At 69.5% G+C, this 21,685-nt stretch carries 20 protein-coding genes; 8 read left to right on the forward strand and 12 right to left on the reverse strand.

All coding sequences use genetic code 11. From position 1 onward, the window contains the following. Positions 1-5: 5 nt before the first annotated feature. Positions 6-452 (forward strand): RidA family protein, encoded by a 447-nt coding sequence (locus IT355_15170; GenBank protein MCC7054610.1) that lies wholly within the window; start codon positions 6-8, stop codon positions 450-452. Positions 453-476: 24 nt separating this feature from the next. Here the strand turns inward: IT355_15170 and IT355_15175 are convergent, their stop codons facing one another. The 4 genes from IT355_15175 to IT355_15190 form a co-directional block, all read right to left on the reverse strand. After that, positions 477-1,724 carry a cation:dicarboxylase symporter family transporter gene (locus IT355_15175; GenBank protein MCC7054611.1) on the reverse strand — a complete coding sequence of 416 codons (1,248 nt, stop codon included), beginning with the start codon at positions 1,722-1,724 and terminating at the stop codon, positions 477-479. Between the two features lie 61 nt (positions 1,725-1,785). Beyond that, positions 1,786-2,268, reverse strand: a complete 483-nt coding sequence (locus IT355_15180) for a hypothetical protein (GenBank protein MCC7054612.1) — start codon at positions 2,266-2,268, stop codon at positions 1,786-1,788. A 105-nt stretch (positions 2,269-2,373) separates the two neighbouring features. Continuing rightward, a complete protein-coding gene (locus tag IT355_15185; protein MCC7054613.1) occupies positions 2,374-3,609 on the reverse strand; it encodes a porin in 1,236 nt (411 codons plus the stop codon). 211 nt (positions 3,610-3,820) lie between these two features. Beyond that, entirely contained in the window at positions 3,821-4,213 is a 393-nt protein-coding gene (locus IT355_15190) for a DUF2809 domain-containing protein (GenBank protein MCC7054614.1), read from the reverse strand. Positions 4,214-4,690: 477 nt separating this feature from the next. Here IT355_15190 and IT355_15195 point away from each other — a divergent pair, with 477 nt between their 5' ends. The 3 genes from IT355_15195 (at position 4,691) to IT355_15205 (ending at position 9,063) form a co-directional block, all read left to right on the forward strand. Next, positions 4,691-6,193: a polysaccharide biosynthesis protein gene (locus IT355_15195; protein ID MCC7054615.1), complete on the forward strand. Its 1,503-nt coding sequence runs from the start codon at positions 4,691-4,693 to the stop codon at positions 6,191-6,193. Further along, positions 6,190-7,347 (forward strand): hypothetical protein, encoded by a 1,158-nt coding sequence (locus IT355_15200; protein MCC7054616.1) that lies wholly within the window; start codon positions 6,190-6,192, stop codon positions 7,345-7,347. The genes IT355_15195 and IT355_15200 overlap by 4 nt, the downstream gene beginning before the upstream one ends. 375 nt (positions 7,348-7,722) lie before the next feature. Beyond that, positions 7,723-9,063, forward strand: coding sequence for a ferric reductase-like transmembrane domain-containing protein (locus tag IT355_15205; GenBank protein ID MCC7054617.1), 1,341 nt, complete (start codon positions 7,723-7,725; stop codon positions 9,061-9,063). 54 nt (positions 9,064-9,117) lie between these two features. Here IT355_15205 and IT355_15210 read toward each other — a convergent pair whose 3' ends face one another. The 3 genes from IT355_15210 to IT355_15220 all read right to left on the reverse strand — a co-directional run bounded on the left by IT355_15210 (position 9,118) and on the right by IT355_15220 (position 11,472). Beyond that, positions 9,118-9,579 (reverse strand): VOC family protein, encoded by a 462-nt coding sequence (locus tag IT355_15210; protein MCC7054618.1) that lies wholly within the window; start codon positions 9,577-9,579, stop codon positions 9,118-9,120. A 196-nt stretch (positions 9,580-9,775) separates the two neighbouring features. Then, positions 9,776-10,222, reverse strand: a complete 447-nt coding sequence (locus IT355_15215; protein ID MCC7054619.1) for a hypothetical protein — start codon at positions 10,220-10,222, stop codon at positions 9,776-9,778. A 566-nt stretch (positions 10,223-10,788) separates the two neighbouring features. After that, positions 10,789-11,472, reverse strand: coding sequence for an alkylmercury lyase family protein (locus IT355_15220; GenBank protein MCC7054620.1), 684 nt, complete (start codon positions 11,470-11,472; stop codon positions 10,789-10,791). A gap of 126 nt (positions 11,473-11,598) precedes the next feature. Between IT355_15220 and IT355_15225 the strand changes: the two genes are divergently transcribed. Next, a complete protein-coding gene (locus IT355_15225) occupies positions 11,599-14,841 on the forward strand; it encodes a CHAT domain-containing protein (protein ID MCC7054621.1) in 3,243 nt (1,080 codons plus the stop codon). A 102-nt stretch (positions 14,842-14,943) separates the two neighbouring features. Here IT355_15225 and IT355_15230 read toward each other — a convergent pair whose 3' ends face one another. The 5 genes from IT355_15230 to IT355_15250 all read right to left on the reverse strand — a co-directional run bounded on the left by IT355_15230 (position 14,944) and on the right by IT355_15250 (position 18,951). Beyond that, a complete protein-coding gene (locus IT355_15230) occupies positions 14,944-15,417 on the reverse strand; it encodes a DUF4440 domain-containing protein (protein ID MCC7054622.1) in 474 nt (157 codons plus the stop codon). Between the two features lie 176 nt (positions 15,418-15,593). Then, the gene (locus tag IT355_15235; GenBank protein MCC7054623.1) at positions 15,594-16,160 is read right to left on the reverse strand and encodes a beta-lactamase family protein; all 567 of its coding nucleotides are present in this window, start codon (positions 16,158-16,160) and stop codon (positions 15,594-15,596) included. Between the two features lie 272 nt (positions 16,161-16,432). Further along, complete coding sequence (locus IT355_15240) at positions 16,433-16,630, reverse strand: hypothetical protein (GenBank protein ID MCC7054624.1); 198 nt, start codon at positions 16,628-16,630, stop codon at positions 16,433-16,435. Positions 16,631-16,885: 255 nt separating this feature from the next. After that, positions 16,886-18,055 carry a glycosyltransferase gene (locus tag IT355_15245; GenBank protein MCC7054625.1) on the reverse strand — a complete coding sequence of 390 codons (1,170 nt, stop codon included), beginning with the start codon at positions 18,053-18,055 and terminating at the stop codon, positions 16,886-16,888. Beyond that, positions 18,043-18,951, reverse strand: coding sequence for an NAD-dependent epimerase/dehydratase family protein (locus tag IT355_15250; GenBank protein ID MCC7054626.1), 909 nt, complete (start codon positions 18,949-18,951; stop codon positions 18,043-18,045). The genes IT355_15245 and IT355_15250 overlap by 13 nt, the downstream gene beginning before the upstream one ends. Before the next feature lie 340 nt (positions 18,952-19,291). Here IT355_15250 and IT355_15255 point away from each other — a divergent pair, with 340 nt between their 5' ends. From IT355_15255 to IT355_15265, 3 genes are all read left to right on the forward strand, one after another. Beyond that, complete coding sequence (locus IT355_15255; protein ID MCC7054627.1) at positions 19,292-19,663, forward strand: hypothetical protein; 372 nt, start codon at positions 19,292-19,294, stop codon at positions 19,661-19,663. A 162-nt stretch (positions 19,664-19,825) separates the two neighbouring features. Next, positions 19,826-20,200 (forward strand): BlaI/MecI/CopY family transcriptional regulator, encoded by a 375-nt coding sequence (locus IT355_15260; GenBank protein MCC7054628.1) that lies wholly within the window; start codon positions 19,826-19,828, stop codon positions 20,198-20,200. 10 nt (positions 20,201-20,210) lie between these two features. Beyond that, positions 20,211-21,581, forward strand: coding sequence for a M56 family metallopeptidase (locus tag IT355_15265; protein ID MCC7054629.1), 1,371 nt, complete (start codon positions 20,211-20,213; stop codon positions 21,579-21,581). Positions 21,582-21,685 lie beyond the last annotated feature (104 nt).

The following is a 21,685-nucleotide window of genomic DNA, read 5'->3' on the forward strand; positions in this document are numbered from 1 at the left end:
GCCCCATGCACCGTTCCACGTTCTCCTCCATCCGTCGTGCTGCCGTCATCGCCGCCGTCATCGCCCTCGGCGCGGCGCCGGCTCGCGCCCAGGCGCGGGAGGCCATCGGCCCGCCATCACCGATCCTCTCCCAGGCCATCCGCGTCGGCAACATGGTCTACGCCGCCGGCCAGCTCCCCTCTCGCGGCACCGACACCACCATCCAGGCCCAGACCCGCTCCACGCTCGAGAACATCAAGCGGGTCTTCGAGTCGGCCGGCACCACCATGGCCCACGCCACCAAGTGCACGGTGTTCATCATCGACGGTGCCGACTTCGCCGGCATGAACGAGGTCTATCGCACCTTCTGGACGTCGGCCCCGCCCGCGCGCACCACGGTCATCGTGAAGGGCCTCGTCGTCCCGGGCGCCAAGCTCGAGATCGAGTGCAACGCGGCCATGCCCACCCCCTGACCGCCGGCCGCACGCCGCGCGCGATCAGGACGCAGTCGCGCGCGGCGCCGGTTCCGCCGGACCACTGGCCACCGCAGCCGCAACGAGGTGCGCGGTCACGTTCGCCGTCGTCTTGAAGATGTCGGGGATCACGTCCACCGCGATCAGGATCCCCACCGCCTGCGCCGGCAAGCCGAGGCCCACCAGCACCGGCGCGAGGATGAACAGGCTGCCGGACGGGATGCCGGGCACGCTGAAGCTCAGCAGCGTACTGGTCACGATCACCAGGCCAAGCGTCACCACGCTCACCTCGACGCCATAGAGCTTTCCGAGGAAGATCACGCCGACCACCCAGGCCATCGGCACGTTCACGCGGAAGATCGACACCGCGAGCGGCAGCACGAAGCCGCTCGCCGTGGCATCGAGACCCAGCTTCTCCTGTGCCGCACGGATCATCAGCGGCAGCGCGCCCAGCGACGACCGCGATCCCGCCGCGAGTGCCTGCGCCGGTGCCGCCGCCGCGAGGAAGCGGCGCAGCGGCATTCCCACCGCCAGCATCACCGCCGGATAGAGCAGCAGCGTGAACACCACCAGCACCAGCGACAGCGTCGCGATGTAGCGCGCCAGCGCACCCACGCTCGACACACCGAGCCGTGCGCCGAGCGCGAACGTGAGTGCGAACACGCCCAGCGGCGCCACCGCCACCACCCAGCCCACCACCACCAGCAACGCGTCGGCAATGCCGCGGCAGAGCGTGATCACCGCCGCGCGCCGGTCTGCCGCGATCCGCTTCACGCCGAAGCCCAGTGCGAGCGCGAACACCACCAGCGGCAGCAACGCGCCATCGGCCGCCGCCTTCACCGGGTTCGACGGGACGATCTCCATGATCCGCTGTCCCAGCGTCGGCACTGTCGGCGTGCGTCCCGCCGGCGCCGCCGTCTCACGCACCCGCGCTGCCACGTCGGCCGGCAGCACGAAGTCGGCGAACGCCAGCTCACCGATCACCAGCGCCAGCACGCCGCCCGCCACCAGCAGCACCACGAACACCGCGAAGGCCCGGCCCATCGCGCGACGCAGGTCGGCCGTGGCCGCGGTGTCGGCCACCGACGCAATCGTCAGTGCGGTCACCAGCGGGATCACGGTCATGCGGATGGCGTTGGTCCAGAGCGTGCCGACCACGTCCGCCACCGCCACCAGCGTCGACGAGGCACCACCGGCCCCGCAGGCAACGAGCATGCCGAGGGCAAGGCCGAGGGCCAGGGCGAGCAGCACGCGGAGGGATGGACTGCGCATGGCGGCGGAAACTACGCGGTGTGCCCCTGCCGCAGTGTGCGCGTCCGGCGCGGTCGCGCGATCAGGGCCCCACGATGGCCGGCACCAGCCGCGCCACCAGCAGGTCCGCATTCCGCCGCGCCACCACGGAGTCGGCGGCGAGGGACCGGATCGTCAGCAGGTCGCCATCGCGCAGCACGATCACCGTGTGTGCGTACTGCTCGCCGAAGCGGTAGCTGCTCATCCATCCCACCGCCGGCGCCACACGCACCGCCTCGATGCGGCAGGACGGTGACCGCGACCGGCACACCGCCTCGAGGTCCGCCATCGTCGTCGTGCCAGCGCGCACGCGACCCTCGGTGCCGTCATCCTGCCGTCCGAGCCGCACGTCGAGCATCGGTGCACCGGCACACTCGGCGCAGAGCATCGTGAGGCGCGCCGGCTCCGTGCGCGCCACGTACCCTGCCCCGAGCTGCGCGGCGGGATCGAAGCCGGCCTGCGTCAGGTCGTGGATGGCGAAGCCGGTCCACAGGAGGAAGGCGGCGGTGCGCAGCAGCAACGGCATGGCAGGTGTCGTCGACGGTCAGGGCAGGTGCGGGACGCGGACCCGTGCGGACACCTGATGATAGCGTGCCGCACCGCACCTGTCCCGGCCGCCCGCGGGCAGCACTCAGTAGTTGAACTGCGCCTGCAGCCGCAGCAGCCGTCCGCGCTGCGTGTTGGCCTGCCGCTGGAAGTCCTCGAAGCGACGGTCACCCCAGTACATCTCCGCCGTCAGCTCGAACGCCGGTGACGGCTGCCACTCCACCCCGGCCTCCACGTCACGCACGCGGTAGCTGCGGGCATCGCGCTCCTGCTTCTTGCCGCCGTCGTACACCTGGTAGCGCACGAACGGGAAGAAGAGCTGCGTCCCCGACCGCACACGGTAGGTCGCGGTCACGAATCCCCCGCGCAGCCGGCGCGTCTCGATGCTGTCGGTGGCAGGATTGAACTCGGGACCGCGCCCGGCATTCCACTCGGCCAGCACCCCGAACGGCTGCGGCGCGATCGACAGTGATGCCACCATGCGCTCGTCACGGTAGTTCCAGTCGCGGCGGCCCTTCACGCCCGTGCTGCGCTGGTCGGCGGTCACGACGTACCGGCCGGTGTAGGCGGCCACCGCAGGCTCGATCACCTGGTGCCCGGCGCGGAGCGGGTATGCCACCCGCGCCACGACATGCTGCCCGTTGTTCGCCTCGGCACGGTTCGCGGTCTGCCCGTTGAACACGCCGAGCGCCAGCACACCGTAGTCGCCGCTTCCCTTCAACCCCTCGCTCACCAGCGTGCGCAGTCGCTCACGCACCCGCGCCGGCGCCCAGTAGACGAACGCACCGAGGTCCCGCTCGTTCGCGCTGGCGCTGTTCGTCGCATCGGCGCGGTCCAGCGGCAGCCGGTTCTGGCTGCTCTGCATGTTTTCGTAGCCGAACGGCACCTTGCTCTGGCCGATGCGCACGCGGAACTCGTTGCGGGCATCGAGGCCGACATCGGCGTACCAGTCGCGGAGCTGGCCGAGATGGTTGGTGGTGCCGGCCGAGCTGGCGAAGTCGGGCTGCAGGTACACGAACACGCGGCGGTGCACCTGGCCCGAGAAGATGATGCGCGCGCGGCGGATGAACACGCCGCCAAGGTCACCCCAGCTGCGGTCGCACTGCTCGCAGGCCAGTTGCGGGTTCGTCTCGAGCAGGCGGTTGTAGCGCACCTGTCCGTAGCCGCGCACGCTGATCTTCTCGTACCACGGCCTGGCCGGCGGTGGCGCCGTGCGCGGCACCGAGTCCTGCGCACCGGATACGGGGGCGGCGGCGAGCGACAGGAGACCAGCGGCTGCCAGAAAACGGCGACAACGAGCGGGGCGGGAGTGTCCTGTCATCGTGACACAGACGTAACAGGACCGTTGCACGGGCGAAGGCTGTCACTGCGCTGTTACCGGGCCGTGACATGACGGCACGACGTTCCGCCCCGATGACACACGCAGACCGCCGCGGCCGTGACACGTTCGTGACACGCGGCGGTGCGCGGCGGGCGGGTCCTGGGTGGAGTGCCGATCGAGGCTACGAGGCCGAGGCCGGCCGGGTCGCGCGTCAGCGCCGTCCCGACCGGAGCGTCCGTTCCAGCCCCCACGCCACGCCGACCCCGACCGCGTAGGCCAGCAGGTCGCGCCCGTCGAAGTCGCTGCCGAGCACCAGCCGGCCGGCCGCCGTCCGCCGTACGGCGTCCAGCCAGGGGCTGTGCAGGAGCTGGCTGAGCTCCACCGCCGCGCAGACAGCCAGGGCCAGGACCGCGCGACGCCCCGGCGACAATCCCGGTGCGAGGGTCCCCATCCCCCAGGCGATCATCATCGCCCAGAGGGCATCCCCGAGCACGTCCCGGACTGCCGGCGACGTCCCGCCCCCGCGGTGCACCCACAACCCGACCGCCATCGTCAGCACGGCCAGCAGCAGGAATCGCAGTCGGACGGGGAGCGGGTCAGGCACGGTTCAGCGGACATGGATGTCGCAGTTCGGACGCCACAGGTGGTGTGGCTCCCCGGCATCACTGCGGTCCGCACTCTACACGTGCGAGCAGGCCAGCGGCAAATCCCACCTCCCCTCGGGCGCCGGAAACCGGCACGCGACGCCGGTCGCCGCGAGGTCGCGCCCGCCGTCCGCGCCCGTCCCTGATTCACCAGACCCGGAAGTCCATCGATGCCGGCGGCGATGCACCACCCCGTCCGGTACGGTCACGCCGCGCCCGCCGCGTCACCCGTCCCTCGCGGCTTCGTGACCTGATGTGTCAACGCCTCGTCCCTCTGGCACGGGCGCACTTCGTGCACCGCCGACCAAGAGATGGAAACATCCAGAATTAGAACTCACTCACTGAACGCCGCCTGATGCCTGCACGTACATGGCTTGCCCGCACCCCGGACCGCTCGGTGCGGATGAACAGGTCCTGCCACGTGCACTCCTGACGCGATGCTGAAGAACATCGGGGCCAACTGGGCGCTGGCCCTGCTCAAGATGGCGACGGCGTTCGTGCTGATGCCCTACACCATCCGGATGCTGGGCACGGAGCAGTACAGCGTCTGGATCCTCATCGGCTCGATCACCGGGTACATGGCGCTCATGATCCTCGGTGTCCCTGCGGCCAGCGCGCGGTTCATGGCCAAGGCGGCGGCCGAGAAGGATCACGCAAAGCTCAACGACTACATCGCCAGCTTCGCCAGCCTGTACCTCCTGCTCGGCGCGATCTGCGTGGCGGTCGGGGTTGGCCTCTACTTCGCCCTCACCCGCCTCTTCGAGATCCCGGCGGAGTTCCAGTCGCACGCGCAGGCCGCCTTCGCGATCGTGATCGGCACCACCGCCGCCGGCTTCGTCCTCCAGCTCCCGTACGCGATCTTCTCGGCGCATCACGAGTTCGTTGGCTCCAACACGGTCCTCGCGACCACGACGCTCTTCCGCTTCGTCGCCACGTTCGCCCTCCTCCGCTGGTGGCCGAGCGTGATCGTGGTGGCCGCCATTCAGGGCGTGGCACTGGTGCTCGAGTTCGCGCTCGCCTGGGCCATGATCGGACGGAAGTACCCACACATCCGTTTGCGGTTCGGCGCCCTCCGCTGGACCACGCTCCGGGAGATCCTCGGGTTCAGCCTCTTCGTGATGGTGCTGAGCGTCGGGGCCCAGCTCAGCTACCAGACCGATGCCCTCGTGATCGGCCGGTTCCTCCACGTCGGGCAGATCGCGTTCTTCGCCGTCGCCAACAACCTCGCCCTCTACTACATCGAGTTCCTGGTCGGCATCGCCTCGGTGGTCATGCCCATGACGACCAGGCTCCAGACCGAGGGCAATCACGACGGCCTGCGCGAGCTCTTCCTCAAGTGGTCGAAGATCGCCCTCGGCCTCTCGATGATCGGCGGCCTCTTCCTCATCGTCCTCGGCCCGCGGTTCCTCGCCTGGTGGGTCGGACCGACCTTCGAGGAGCCCGCCGGACGCGTCCTGCAGATCCTCATGACCAGCTACCTGGTCTACCTGCCGGTCAGGGCCGTCTCGCAGCCCATGCTCATCGGGCTCGGCATGCCCAACAAGCCCGCCATGGGGTTCCTCGTCGCGGGCGTCAGCAATCTCATTCTGAGCATCACGCTTGCCCAGAAGTACGGCATCGCCGGCGTCGCACTCGGCACCGCGATCCCGAATGCGGCCTATGCCATCTACCTCGCGTCCGTCACCTGCCGTGCGATTCAACTGCCCTTCGCGACGTACTTCCGGTACGTGTATGGGCGGGCCGGCATCGCCGCCGTCCCCGTCATGGCAGTGCTCTACGCGTTCCGTGTCGGGTTGGATGCACGGACGTTTGTCGAGCTGGCCGTAGCGGGCACGACTTCTGCTGTTCTCTGCGTCGCTCTCTGGTTCGGCGTCATCGTTCGAGGCGATAAATACCTCGGAAACTCCTTTGCGCAGGTTCGCGCCCGGTTCGCTAAATGATGAGCTTCCTCCTCCCGATGCTGGGTGGCCTCACCCTCGCCGTCTGTGCAGAACTCTTCGCGCGACGCCACGTGCGCCGCAGTCCCTACCGGGTGCTGGCTCCCGGCCGCGTGGACCGGATGAGCCTTCATCATGAGACGCTTCCAACCTTGGACCAGCACATTGCCCATGCCGTGAACTCGCACGGCGAGCGCGGCGGCGAGCGTCCGGCAGACCCGCGGACCTTCCGCGTGCTCGTCGCCGGTGGCAGCGCCGTGAGCTGCTTCCTGCTCGACCAGGAGGTCGCCTGGCCGTCCATCATGCAGCGCCAGCTGCAGTCGGCACCCGAGCTCGCTGACCGTCCCGTGCACGTTGGCAACATCGGGAAGTCCAGCATCGACAGCGCCACGCTCGACTACATGCTGTCGAAGGTGCTGCCGCAGGAGGATGGGCTCGACGTGCTGGTCGTGATGGTCGGCGCGAGCGACATCCTGCGCTGGCTCGCACTCGGTGCCCCCGTGCACGAGCTGCCCGACCTGCTGCCGATCGACGATGCGTTCGCCGAGCGCCCGGACATCCGGTTCGGCTGGAAGCCGAAGCAGCTCGCACTCGCCACGCTCTATCGGCGGCACCGCGAAGCGAAGGGCTGGACCCGCACGAACTTCGGCAAGCGCTACGGCGCCGCACGGAGGATGCGCGCCGAGGCCCGCACCATCACCGATGTGCCGGATGCGTCGCTCGTCATGGAACGCTTCGAGGAGCGCCTCGAGAGCCTCGTCGACCGCGCACTGGAGCACGTCGAGCACGTGGTCGTGGTGCGGCAGCCCTGGTTCGAGAAGGCGGAGTACTCCGAGGAGGAGGTGGCGCAGTTCTGGAACGGCAGCATCGGCGACGCCTACATGACGCCCTGTGACACGTTCTTCTCACACCAGGTCGTCGCCGAGCTCTGTCGCCAGCTCGACGAGCGCGTCGTCGTCGTCGCCGAGCGGGCCGGCGTGCCGACCGTGAACGTCAACGCGCACCTCGAGCCGTCCACGGCCACCTACATCGACCAGTTCCACTTCACGCCGCTGGGATCGCAGCTCGTCGCCCAGGCCGTCAGAGACGGCGTGCTCGACGCGGTGCATGGCGCGCGCGAACACGAACCGCAGCACTCGGCAGCGAACGCGGCCTGACACTCTGGAGGCGCGGGTCGGGCCGCTGCCGCCGGGACGAGTCCTGCAGCAGCACCCGACCCGTTTTCTGCGCCGGCCTGTATACGCCCGGTCTTCGGGCCGACTCTCCTCCTGTGGGCCGCCGGGCGCTGAAAACCGCCGATCGCGACGTGTGTCGGACGGTGGCGCGGACGCGAATGCCTTACGTACAATCCGACGCTGCTGCGCCCACCGATGTTCCCGCAGCTTTGATGCAGCGGCATCAGGCACGCACGGCAACACGCCGCTGCAGGGCGATCAGATGGCACCTCGCGTGACGACACCGGCGCACGGCCCTCGCCGATCGCCGGACCGGCGCCTGTGCCCCCGCCCGGCATCCCGGTCCAGGCAGCGCCGATGCAGCGAATCACGTGGGCGTGGTGGGCACTCGTCGCGGCGGTCACCCTCGCCTGGATGACCGCCGAGCCGGCGCTGTTCACCGTCACCGGGTTCGTGCCGATCCGCAACCTGCTCGTCCAGTACAGCGGCCTCCTCACGATCGCCGTCATGAGCATCGCGATGGTGATGGCGGCCCGACCGCGCTGGCCGGAACAGCGACTGGGTGGGCTCGACAAGATGTACCGGCTGCACAAGTGGCTCGGCATCACGGCCCTCGTCACGGCACTGCTGCACTGGATGTCCTCCAACGCGCCGAAATGGGCGAGCGCGCTGGGGCTGCTGGAGCGTGGCGCACACGCCCCGCGCGTGCCACACGCCGATCCGGTCGAGCGCTGGCTGATGGAGTATCGCGGTGCCGCCGAGTCGGTTGGCGAGTGGATGTTCTACGCATCGGTGCTGCTGATCGTCGTGGCCCTCGTGCAGCGTGTGCCCTACCGGCTCTTTCGCAGGACGCACCGCATCCTCGCGGCCTGCTATCTCGGGCTCGTCTGCCACTCCGTCGTGCTCACGACATTCACCTACTGGCGCTCGCCCGTGGGCCTGCTCGTCGTGCCGCTGATGGCAGCGGGTGTCGTGGCGGCGACGCTGGTGCTCAGCGGGCGCGTCGCGACCGGCCGCAAGGTCGGCGGGGTCATCGAGTCCATGCGCTACTTCGCCGGCGTGCGGACGCTCGACATCACCGTGACCGTGGCGGAGGGATGGCACGGGCACGAGCCGGGGCAGTTCGCATTCGTCACCTCCGACACCACCGAAGGGGCGCATCCCTACACCTTCGCGTCGGCCTGGACGCCCTCGACGCGACGGATGGAGTTCGTGGTCAAGGAGCTCGGTGACCACACCAGCCACCTGCGCGACACGCTCCACGTCGGCCAGCCCGTGACGATCGAGGGACCCTACGGGTGCTTCACCTTCGCGGATGACTGCCCCGGCCAAGTCTGGGTTGGCGGCGGGATCGGCATCTCACCGTTCCTGGCGCGCATGGCGCTCCTTGCCGACCCTGCGCGACGAACCGGCCAGTCGATCCACCTCTTTCACGCCACCGCGGACGAGGATCCCGACGCCTTCGCGAAGCTCACCGCGGATGCCAGCGCCGCAGGCGTCCACCTGCACCTGCTGGTCGACAGGCGCGATGGCTTCCTCAGCGGTGACAGGATCCGCGCCGCCGTGCCGGCATGGCGCGGCACGAGCATCTGGTACTGCGGGCCGGCGGCGCTTGGCACCATCCTGCGGCGCGACTTTGCCGGTGCCGGCCTGGATGTCGGTGCGCGCTTCCATCAGGAGCTCTTCGCGCTGCGGTGAGGCGCGGCGGCGCGGCAGGCAGTGCACATGAGCGGCGTGCACCACGGGGTGTCGTCACGCCGTGTCGGCCGCGTGTTCGAGCGCCGCGACATCCAGCTTCTCCATCGTCATCATCGCGGCCATCACCGCCTGCACACGTCGCGGGTCCGTGTCGCGGATCAGCTCCATGAAGCGTCGCGGCACGATCTGCCAGGTGAGGCCGAACGGGTCCTGGATCCACCCACACTGCATCGGTGTCGCACCGGCCCCGACGAGTGCGTCCCAGTACCGGTCCACCTCGGCCTGGTTCGCGCAATCCACGTAGAACGAGACGCCGTTGGAGAACGTGAAGTACGACCCGCCGTTGAACCCCATGAAGGACTGCCCGCCGACGACGAACTCGGCCGACGTCACCGGGCCGTCGCTCCCGCTGCGCGCAACGTTCCGGATCTCCGAGTCCGGGAAGGTGGCCGTATAGAATGCCACGGCCGCATCGAGCTGGTCGTTGAACATCAGGAAGGGGGTGACCTTCGTCATCGGGGCGCTCCATGCCGGTGGGTGAGGTTTGCGACGTCGACAACGTAGCTCCGTTGCGCGACGCGTACCGCATTGCCACCACGCCCAGGCGGAACCCCGCCCGGGCCACGGGCGTCAGGTCCGCATCCCGCGACGGGCACACACATCATGGCTGCCTGCCTGAGTGCCAGACAGGGTGTGCCACGACCTTGGCCGGTCAGGGCGCCGGCGCTGCGCTCCGGTATTCATGCCGCCCGCCGTCGATGGTGAACGCCAGGCCACCTGCCGAGATCGTGACCGGCACCGGATCCGCGACGGCGCAACTGGCGTTGATCGGGCAGCCGCGCCCGAAACGGATCGTCCCATTCGCACGATCGAACCGGATCGGCACACGCCACGTGACCGTGTTCGGCGTACTCGTGCCGTCGATGCGCTCCACGCGCTGAACGGTGGCCTGTTCCCCATTCCCGTCGCCGCGCACCACCAGCGAGTCGGCGACACGGATGTAGCGATACGTCGCGTCCACATACGCCAGCACAGGGACGGACTCCCCCGACACGCGTTCGAGGACGAACAGTCCGGACGGGACCACCGGGCCGATCGGCTCGTGGCAGCCTGAAAGCGCGCCGAGCAGGAGCAACACACTGAGTGACTTGCGGGGCATACACTGCTCCACTGTACTGGTCTGACACGCGGCCGAGGGCCGCACCGAGGCAACTCCCGGACACATACCCTGACCGTGCCCCTGCGGTCACGCGTCTCGCCCTCACGTGTCACGCGGACCGGGCCGCATCATGGCGAACAGCGCCCGAGTGACCATGCCCGGCGAAGCGCCCGGGGTGGCACGGCCACCTCGCGCCGCACCGCGCCGGCTCCACTGCGTCACCCGGCGATCCCAGTCTCCGCGTGTGACGCGCGTCGGAGGTCTGGTCGCGTGCATGGGCGCGGTATTCCGCACCATCCGCACACCGCCACAGTCGCGCACCACCTGTGCGCTGGCGAGCGTCGGTGTCGTCGACGCACGCGCTGCGGGCGACAACACCCGTCCACCACTCCTGGTCCATCGCACCGCCCGCCATCGAGCCCGTCGCGCGGGACGGCTCGACTGTGATGCGACACTCACGCGGGTCTCCCGCGCCGGAAGCGTGGTCGAGCGCCCTGACGGCCGTCCGAAGGCGCGGCATGACCACAATGCGGTCGCCGCCACATCTCCACCAAGTCGCGCGCAGGTTAGAAGCGCTCCTCCGTGACCGGCAGCGCCCAGGTCGGGCCCGTGAACCCGAAACGGTCGAACAGGGTTCGTGCCTCCTCCGTGGTCCACTTGGTCCAGGTCGGATCGAGATGACGCCCGTACCACGCCTGTGCAAACGCCCACACCACGTCGAGTGCCTGCACATCCCCTCGCGGCATCGCGTGCCGGGCACACCACGCGTCCACCGCACTGCTCGACGCGAAGACGAGCATGGTACTGCACGTGTACGTCACGTTGTCCCACGCGCGCGCCATGGGGATGGGGAAGTGCACGCAGTAGCCCGCGGGTGTCACCGCGCCGTCGCGGACCTGCAGTACGACCTGCGTGCACTCGCCGCCGAGCGACGTGGTGATCGTGGCGTCCGCCCGCAGCAATGCGACAATCCCGAGCGAACACCACGCACAGTTGCCCCACCAGCCGCGTCCGCCGCTCTCCACCCAGAACGCCGTCGGTGCGGCCGAGAATGGATGCATCGCCCAGATTTCGCCGCTCACCGGATGCAGCACGACGCCGTGATCGTCCGCGAGGGCCCGCAATGCCTCCGCCATCACCGCCACCGCAACCCCCAGTGTCTCGGCGAGCACCGCGATCGACGGCGCGGTGCCGTGGGACAGGAAGTGACGGGCAATCGTGGCGTGGACGACACCGGGTGTGAGGGGCATGCCGGAAGATGGGTGGGAGATCGTTCGCGGCGCCACCGGCGCGCCATGGCTACCAGCGCTGCGCGCACTCCCGCATCTTCGACCCATGCCCCCGTGCCCCGAAGCGGCGCCCCCTCGAGCCACACCGTGAGCGCCTCCTTCGGGTCCGGCCGGTCCACGCACCCGACGCTCGCCGACGCCGAGGCGCTCGGGGCCCGTGCCCGCGCGCTCATGTCGACGGATGATTACGCGGCAGCCGTCCCCTGCGCCGAGCAGGCCCTCACCATCGCGCACGAGCTGCTCGAGCCGGACGACGCGCGCCGCATCGATCTCCTGCGCACCGTCGCGATCTGCTACTGCCTCTCCGGCCGCGAACCCGACTCGCTCCAGTACTTCGCCGAGTCCGTCCGCATCCTGTCGCTCGGCACCGGTGGCCCCGACCCACGTCTCGTCGCGGATACATTCATCATCGCCGACCTGTTCCTGAAGGCGGGGGAGGTCGATCACGCCGCGCCCTACCTGACCCGGTTCATCGAGAGTTCGCGCCAGCTCGACGGCGGCATGCATGACGCCTACCCCGGCGCGGTCCGGGCGCTGGTCGACCACCACCTCTCGGCGTCAGGGATCAGGGCCGCGGAGGCAGTGCTCGACGAGCACATGGCCACGGTGGCGGTCCGGGTGGGAGAGGACTCCGCGTTCCACCACCACATGCTCACGCAGTACACCTTCGTGCTCGAGGCTTGCGGACGCTATGCGGACGGGCAGTCAGCCGCGACGCAGCTGGTGACGCTGTCGGAGTCGCTCTTCGGACGGGGGTCAGCCGAGTGCGTCTCCGCGCTCGGCCGGCTGGCATCGCTGTGCCGTGCGCTCGGGCAGCTTCACGCGGCCCAGGGACATGCCATCAGCGCGATTGCCATCTGCCTCGAGACACCGGAACTCGGCGAGGCCTCGCTGGCCAATGCGCTGTGGGAGTCGGCGGAGATCAGTGTCGCGATGGCTGACATCCAGGAGGCAGAACGGCAGTTCCGGCAGGCGATCGAGATCTTCCGGACAGTCCCTGGGCGTGCCGACAACCTGGCCCAGGCCCTCAACGGACTCGGCAACCTGCACCGGCAGACAGGACATCTCGCAGACGCGATGATGGCACTGTCCGAGGCCCGCGACCTCTACGCCGCGGACGGCGTGCACTCGCTCGCGTACGGCCAGGTGCTCAGCGAGATGGCGGCCGTGCACCTCGCGGGCGACCAGTGTGCAGAAGCCGAGCGACTGATGCGCGCGTCGCTCGACGTGATCGAGGGAGCGGTCGGGACGGCGCATCCGGCCTACGCGCGCTCGTTGCGCGATCTCGGCGTGATCCAGCTGGCGAGTGGGGACCGGGCGGCGGCACGCATCACGTTCGAGGCCGCCTTGCCGGCCCTGCGCGCGGCGCTCGGCGAGCACCATCCTCTCTTCGCCAACCACCTCCATGGCCTGGGTGACCTGAACCGCCTGGAAGGTCACCTCGCCGACGCCGAGCCGCAGCTCACGCGTGCGCTCGAGATGATGCGCCACACGGTGCGCGGAACGGACCACAGGATCCGGACGGCCCTGCGCAGCCTCGCTGGCCTCTACGCGGCGACGGATCGCACCGCACTGGCCATCCAGCTCACGCTCGAGGCACTCGACGGCGAGCTCGAGATGGTCTGCCAGCTCTTTGCACTCACGGCACAGGACGAGCGCAGTCGGCTGCTCGCGCAGGAGTCGGCGCTGGATGCGCTGCTGACACTCGTCTCCCGGCAGGACCCGCAGGATGCGGCCGCGGTGAACGCCACGGTCGATCACGTGCTGCGCCGCAAGGGCATGGGCGTGGAGGCGCTGAGCGCGGAGCGGAGCACGATTCACGCCGGCAATCATCCAGCGCAGGCGGAGGCACTGCTCGCATTGCGCACGTTGCGCGAGCGCATCGCGCAGCTCGCGCTGGCAGGCCCGGGTCAGGAAGGCCTCGAGGTGCACACACGCCTGCTGACGGAGCTGGAGGCGCAGCGCACCACTCAGGAGATCGCGCTCTCGCGTGACGTGCCCGAACTGGCGCTCGCGGCCAGGCTTCGCACCGCCGATGTTGCCGCGGTCCGTGCCGCGCTCCCCGCAGGGTCGGCGCTGGTCGAGTTCGTGCAGTTCGCGCCGGTCGACCTGGCGAGGGAATCGCGTGAGGCGCCGCGCCTGCTGGCCTTCGTGCTCGTCGCCGGCACCGTGGGCCGCGTGCCACTGCACGATCTCGGCGTCGTGGAGCCGATCGAGGCGCAGCTTGCCGGCCTGCGCACGTCGGTGACCGGGAATGGCGAGACGCGCGACGTCCTCGAGGAGGAGGACGTGAGTGGGCCGGAACAGGGAGGGGGCACCGCCCGGTCCGCCGCAGCGGGTGCGTGGCTCCGCGCCGCACTCTTCGATCCACTGCGGCCGGACCTGGGTGAGATCCGTCGTCTCTTCATCTCGGCCGACGGTGCCCTGAACCGCCTCCCGTTCGAGATCCTTCCGACGGCAGCAGGTCGGCGCCTGATCGACGACTACACAATCAGTTACGTCGGTGCGGGTCGCGACGTGCTGCGATTCGGCATCGCGCGCTCCGGTGTGGCGACTCGACCGATCGTGCTCGCCGATCCGGACTTCGACCTGTCGCTGTCGCCGACTGCACCCGTCACCAGCAACGCCTCCGAGGCATCGGCCAGGCGCGGCAGCCTGTCGTTCGGTCGCCTGCCAGGCACGCGCCGTGAGGGTGAGCAGGTTGGCGCACTGCTTGGTGCGTCGTGCCACTTCGGCGCCGATGCGGTGGAACGCGTGATCAAGGCGTGCCACTCGCCGCGTATCCTGCACCTCGCCACCCACGGCTTCTTCCTGCCGGATCGCGAGGATGCGCCAGACGACGGCGCCCCGGTGGCACGGCTCATGGGCAGGCTGCGCAACCCGATGCTTCGCTCCGGCCTGGCGCTGGCCGGGGCGAACACGTGGCTGGCCCGCGGCCAGTTGCCCGGTGCGGCGGAGGATGCACTGCTGAATGGCGAGGACGTCTCGGGCCTCGACCTGACGGCAACGGAGCTGGTGGTGCTCTCGGCGTGTGAGACAGGTCTCGGTGACTACCAGGCCGGCGAAGGGGTGTTCGGGCTGCGCCGCGCCTTCGTGCTGGCGGGCGCCGCGACGCTCATCGTCAGTCTCTGGCCGGTGCCGGACCGGCAGACGCAGGAGCTGATGTGCGACTTCTACCGGCGCCTGCAGCAGGGCACGCCGCGGGCAGAGGCGTTGCGTGACGCGCAGCTGGCGCTGAAGGTCGCGTATCCTGATCCGCGCTTCTGGGGTGCCTTCATCTGCGTTGGGGATCCGGCAGCCATGCCCGCGCCTCCGACGGGCAGGTCGTAGCGCACGGGCGCGTCACGGATGAGCGCCGGCAGGAGGTGCTCCGTCCCGATCGATCAGTGGCCCGGCTCGATCGCCGCCGCCACGACATCGCACCCGGGCACGCTATGGCGCGCCGGGTTGGATGAGCTCCCGGATTGACGCCCACCCGGACGGACTTGCGGTCGAGCGCACGTACACCACCATGGCGCGGCCGCGCGACACGAAGGACGTGCCACCTGCCTTCGGCGTCCCACGAATCGTGAACACCGCCAGCTCCGTCGCCGTCTCGCCCGTGATCACGAGGCTCTCGGTGCGGTTCTCCACGAACTCCAGGCGAAACTCCCCGAGCGTTGCGACGAGGTTCGCACGCACCGCAGTGCTGCCCTCGAGCAGCGGCCCGGCGCTGAGGGCCTTCACCACATCGGGGTGATGATACGCCATGATGCCATCGACATCACCGCGCGCGAACGCCGCGCGGATCGCGACACTCGTCGCGGCAAGCGCCTCGCGGGCCGGCAGGTGCGCGTCCCGCGGCCGGGAATGCGCGCAACCCGCCGCGAGCACCATCACGCCGAGCACGCCGAGGACTGGTCGCATCAAGTTCCTCTGTTCGGTGGTGTGTGTCACGGCTGAATTCTGCGGCGGTGGCGCATCACCCGCCACCCCCACAGCGCGACCATGGTCGCGAGACCGAGCAGCCACGGCACGAATGCGAGCGCACGGCGCGACCGGTCGACAGGACGTCCGCGACTCCCGTCTGCCAGAGCGTCCACTCACTGCCGATCGCGGAAGCCAGCGTGGGGTGCCCTGTGACCAGCACGATCACGGCATCTCCATTGTCCGGGTTGATCCGCATCGACGTGTTGATGGCTGGTGCGTTGGCGCCATCGTGGCCGTACACGAACGCGCCGCTGGCCGTCGGGGCGTAAAGCGCCACGCCAAGCCCCCGGATGTCGAGCCCGAACTTGCGGCCGTGCGGGAGCCGCATGCGATCGAGGGCCGCCCGTTGCAGCAGCACGCTGGCACCGGCATCGGACCGCACCTGCGCCTGGGCGAAGGCGACCCTCGCTGGGCAGGTAGTCGCCGAAGCCCAGTCCATCCGTCAACCCGGCCGTGTGTGACAACAACCGGCGGATCGTGACCTGCCGTGCGTCGAACGGCCCAGCCGGGAGTTGCCACTGCCTGAGATGGGCCGTCACCGGCGCATCCAGGTCCACCCGGCCCGCCTCCAGCAACTGCATCACGGCGTAGGCGGTGAACCACTTGCTCATCGACGCCAGCGGAAATCGGGTGTCCCGATCCACCGGATCGATGGACGGTGTGTACTGCTCGGCATACACCACGTCCTGCCATGGCGGGGTGGGCGTTCGCGTCGTACTCTGGGCGAATCGTCAACCGACACCGATCGAAATTCCCGTCCCGACAACCGCATCAGCGGCGGCGGACCGTGCGAACTCGACTCCAATGCGCCAGACGCACCATCTACACAGGCCTCGTCAGCCTGTCGAGCCTGACCGTTGCCGTTGACGCGCCAGCGCAGGGCAACGCTCGCGCTGCCGCCTGGTATGGTGACTATCGCTATGAGCACTACGCCGGAAGAACCGTTGGGGGGTCACCCATCACCTTCACGTATCGGCTGCACCTTGGCGACGATGGCTGTCGCATCGAGGTGGAAGGGTACCAGACCAGCGAGCAGATGCTGTGCACTGCGCGCATGCAGGGTCAGGGCCTTCGGGTTGCCTTTCGCAGTTACCCCGATGGCCGCACCACCAATGCCAATGGCATACGGACGGTTGCGGACGGCGGCCACCTGCTGACTCTGGTCCGCTCGACGCGGGGGGTGGTCACCCGTTGGAGCGCTGACCTTCGGCCGCCAGGCCGTGTTCCGAGTGTGAGCCTGCGCCGTCGTTGATTGAGACTGGCGGAATAGCCATCCACACCAGCGCGGTATTAGCGCAGACGTCATCGACAGACGGTCCGTTGCGGGCGGCCGGCGGGGGCAGAAACGCTCTGGCGTGCCATCACGAGCGGACGGGGGGCACGGTCCGTGCTCCGGCCGACGATGTCACACTGCCGAGAAATCCCGGTTCGCGCGCACATGGTACGTCCGGGTGCGCCAGGTGATGGTCCGATCCAGCAGGGCATGCATCAGGTGCAAAGGCTGCAGCAGTTCCGACACCAGCGAGAGCACGACACGGTGCCGATGGCGCGCTGTCAGGGCACGCTGGATTCCGATCACCACGAAGGCGCGCAGCAGCACGACGATGCCGGTGAGGACCCATGGCAACGGGCTCCCCGCGAGTACGGTGGCGACGAGCATCACCAGCAACAGCGCTGGCGGTGCCGCATGCAGGATCACGATCAGCAATTGCACCGCGCGCCCCTGATCTCGGAGCAGCAGCCACGCGAACACGAACCACCGGTGCATCTGCCGCCAGTACCTGCCGAACGTTGGCGTACTGGTCTCCAGTGCCACCGGCGCGGTGGACTGGACGATGCGCCGCCCCCGGCCGCGAAAGAGCTGCGCGACCGCGAGGTCATCGGCAAGGCATCTCACCACGGGCGCGAGCGAGTCAGCACCAGAGACTTGCACCGTCCGCGCCGCGTAGCACATCCCGTTGATCGAGACGGGCGCCATCACCGGCAGCAGCGACAGGTACGTGAGCGCACTGTTGTTGTTCACGAACTGCGCCAGCACCCCCGCGCCCAGGTCGCGGCCGTGGTCACGATAGAACGGCAAGGCGGTCACGAGATCTGCATCGTCGAGCTCCGTGACCATCTGCTGCAGGCTCCGCGGGCTCAGCCTGGCATCGTCGTCCAGGACGACGGCGATGGGCCTCGCGACCGTGTCGAGCGCAGGCGCAAGCTTGTACAGCTTCGGGTTCACGCCCGGAGGCGCCGCGTCGAAGTGCTGCACGTCGATGGCGACGGACGGGTGCGCGCGGCGGATCGCACTGACGATGCGGCCCGCGACAAGATCATTGCGGTCGACCAGCCAGAGAAACTGCACATGGGGCAATGCCGTGACAGTGTCGGCCAGCACCTCCGGCAGTCGCGGATCGCCGCTCAGGATCGGCTGCAGCACGCAGACCGACTGCATCCAGTCTGCCGGGGGCGGTGCCGCGCGCCGGGCACGCTGCCGACTCTCGCGAATGCTGATCCACACGCCAGCGCCCTTGAGCGCCAGCAGCAGCAGGTATGCGGCGCTGCACACCGCGGCAATCAGCGCCGCCATTGCGCCCGCTGCCAGGCGACGAAGCGGCTCACGCCTTCCCGCAGCCCCACACCTGGCTTGCCGAGGTCGGCCAGCGCCCGCGCCACATCGAACGTCTTCGAGTAGGCGAACACACCCACGCCAAAGCGAGTCAGCGGCGGCTCGCCGGGGAGCGGCAGCGCCCGAAAGAGCCACTCCAGGGCACCGGCGGCACGCATCGCGGTCGAGATGTGCAGCCGGCGCCGTGGCGCCCGCACTCCGAGTTGCGCAAGCACGTCGAGCAGCAGCGCCTGCAGTGGCACGGGCTCGGCATTCGTCAGGTTGTAGCTGCCGCTGATGGCCATGGCGGTGGCGGCCTGCAACAGGTAATCGCACAGCACGTCGATGAAGATCAGGTCGCCGACGACGACCTCGCTCGACCCCACCAGGAGTGGCAATACTCCTTTCCGTGCGGCCGCGAGCACGCGCGGAAAGAGCACCGTGTCCCCCGGCCCGAAAACCGCGCGTGGGCGGAGCACCACAGACTCACCCTCGTAGCCGCGCAGCAGCTCCTCGCCCCGGTACTTCGTCGCCGCGTACTCGTTGACGAACGTCGGACCGATCGGGCTCGACTCGGTCAGCGCGTGCTGATGGGCGTTGCGATAGAACACCGAGCTGGATGACACATAGATCAGTCGCGGATGGCCGCGCCGCCGGCAGAAGTCGATCACATGCTGCGTGGCACGGACGTTCTGCCGGTCGAACTCGGCGGGCGTGCCCCACGGTGATGCCCGCGCGGCGGCGTGGATCACGACGTCCGGCGTATCCGGCAGGTCGAATGGCAGGGTCAGGTCCACCCGGTGGTAGCGCGGCAGGTTGCACTCCCGTCGCCCCAGTCCGGTCAGGTGCAGATCCTTGCGGTCTGCGAAGCGACGCACGAAGGCACCCCCGACAAAGCCGGACGCACCGGTGACCAGGATTCGCATGCCGCTCGCGAGACGGTGAGTGGGTGTGCCCGGGCTGCCAGCAGTGACGCGCAACGCCGCTGACAAGTATGCGCGCGGCGCCACACACCGTCCACCCGGAACGGCCCCGCCCGGGGAGCCCGTTGCCGCTTCGGTGCCGGCGCGTTCGGCTGCGAGCGCGCTCGCGTGACCCATACTGCCGCGATGGAGTATTCCCGTGCTACCTGCGCACGCCATCATCCGAGAGCACTCAACCGCGAGGAACGCCGCGGCGCGCATCCACCTGCTGCGCGTACGCCGGCACACCGTCGACATGAACCAGTCACTCAGCCCTGCCCAGCTGCTCCGTCAGGCCGGCGACCTGCGGCTGCCACGGCGGTGTCGACTCGCGAGTCGGCTGCTGGCCGATGCGATTCTCGCGTGGCCGGAGCCGAGCGCAACGCTTGGGGAATTTGCGGAACACGTGCATGCCCGCACGGGCGAGTGTGTGACGCGCGACACGGTGCAGGCGTTGGCCGGCCGCTCCGACCGCCGGAATGATCCGTGGACGGGCGAGGCGCTGGATGCCCTCACGCGGATCTTCCGCCTGGTGCCAGGGTGTGCATCACTGCGTGACCTGGATGACGTTCCTGCGGCGCGCTGGCGTTTCACGACGCGAGACGGAGGCTCCCTGCCGGGGCGCTGACTCCGAGGTCGCGCGGGCCTGGCCCGCGGCCTCCCGTGGCGATCCAGCGGCCCCCGTCGGCCCCGGGGAGCCCGTGCGATCCCCGGCCCCGCCAGGTGCACCCGCGCTCGAGGCTTGACACCTACGATGCCCATCGTACATGATGGTGCCATGCGATCCAGCATGCCACCGACCGAAGCCGAACTGGCCGCCTTGCGCGTGCTCTGGGACCAGGGCCCATCCACAGTGCGCGCGGTGCATGACACGCTGTATCACGATTCGGACGTGGGCTACACCACGACGCTGAAGCTGCTGCAGAACCTTCACGCAAAGCGCCTCGTGCGCCGTGACGACACGGGGAAGCAGCATGTCTTCGAGGCGATCGTCACCGAAGCCGCCACCGTGCGACAGCACGTCGGCCGCCTGATCGATGCCACGTTCAACGGGTCCGCGGCGGAACTGGCCATGCGTGCCCTCGAGGCACGCCCGGTCTCGGCGAGCGAACTGGCAGAGCTGAAGCGCATGGTTGCCACCCTCAAGGCACGCGAGTCACGATGACGTCGCGCGCATGTCTCTGATCGTGGACCGGTATCCGCTGCTGCTGGCCGGGTGGGGAGCCCTGTCGCTGAGCGTCCTGGCGTGGGCGCTCCTGGCACCGGTGTCGGGCGCTGCCGTGCTGAGCGACGACCCGGCGCGACGCTACGCCGTGCTCACCCGACGACTCGCCGCCGCAGTCGCACTCGTGCCGGCTACGGGACTGCTCCTCAACCGTGAAGTCGCACAGGCGGTGAGGCGGGTTTCCGCCGAGGCCATGCTCGCGCCGGCGAGCGGTGACACCGGCATCCTGCGGCACGCGCTCGATGCCAGCGCCATCGAAGGTGCGTTGCTCGTCCTCGGGGTCGCGTGGCTGGCGGGTCTCGTGTGGCAGATGGTTCGCCTCGGCGCAGGACTGCGCTGGGAACGCCGGGTTCGGCGTTCGGTACGGCCGGCGCCACCGGCGTTGCAACGCCGACTCGACGACGCCTGTGGCCGGCTCGGGCTCTCACAACGCGTGCTCATCGGCACCGGGCCCGTGGATTCTCCGATGCTGATCGGTCGCGTGACGCCGATCATCGTGGTCCCCCGCTTCCGCTGGTACGGAAGCGAGGCGCACTGTGATGCCCTGCTGCTGCACGAGCTCGCGCACCTGCAGCGCGGTGACCGGTGGTCGAATGTCGCGATACTCGCCGCCGCGACACTGCTCTGGTGGCATCCGTCGGTCCGCCACACCATTCGCACGGCGCAACACGACCGCGAGTTCGCGTGCGATGATGTGGTCGCGCAGCAGGGCGGCGCATCACAGGCGCTGGCGGAAGCGCTGGTGGCGCTCGCGGATGTGCGACGCGCAGCCATCGGCACGGGCACGGCACTCACCGCCACGGCCCATCCCCTGGTGGCACGCGTGCACCGCCTGCTCGATGCACCGGGCGCCAGCCGCGACCTGGCGCCAGCGCTCCCGTCCCGGCGCTCGCGATGGATGGCCTCGCCTGCTCTCGTCACCCGAATGCTCCTCGGCGCCGTGCCGTGTTGCATGATCGCGGTCGCCGCCAGCGCGCACGAGCGCACCACCCGCTCGTTCGCGCGGAGCTGGATGTCTCCGCCCACGCTGATCACCGTGCGTGCCGTGGATCCCGCCGGGACGTTTGCGCTGGCCATGCGGAGGGGGCGCGTCGAGCACGTCACGATGGACTCGTCCCCCGTGTCCCCGTCGCGCGTGACCGTCGCCGGTGACTCGGTCGCGATCCGTGATCCCAGCGGCGCACGCGTGTTGACGCTCGCGCTCGACCCCCGCGGGGCGATCCGCTGGGATCCCCGTCCGGCACCGGCGCATGGCACCACTGGAGCGCCACAGCACCCGATGCGGCTTGACAAGCGGTCCCCCGCCCCCGGATTCCCCTGAGCCCTGGCACACGGCAGCGACCCCAATGCAATCGTCTCTCCGACACGCGGCGTCCCTGGTCTGTCTGCCGCTCCTGTGCCCGTCTCTCGCGAATGGCCAGGTGG

This window comes from Gemmatimonadaceae bacterium (genome assembly GCA_020851035.1).
Lineage (GTDB): Bacteria > Gemmatimonadota > Gemmatimonadetes > Gemmatimonadales > Gemmatimonadaceae > JACMLX01.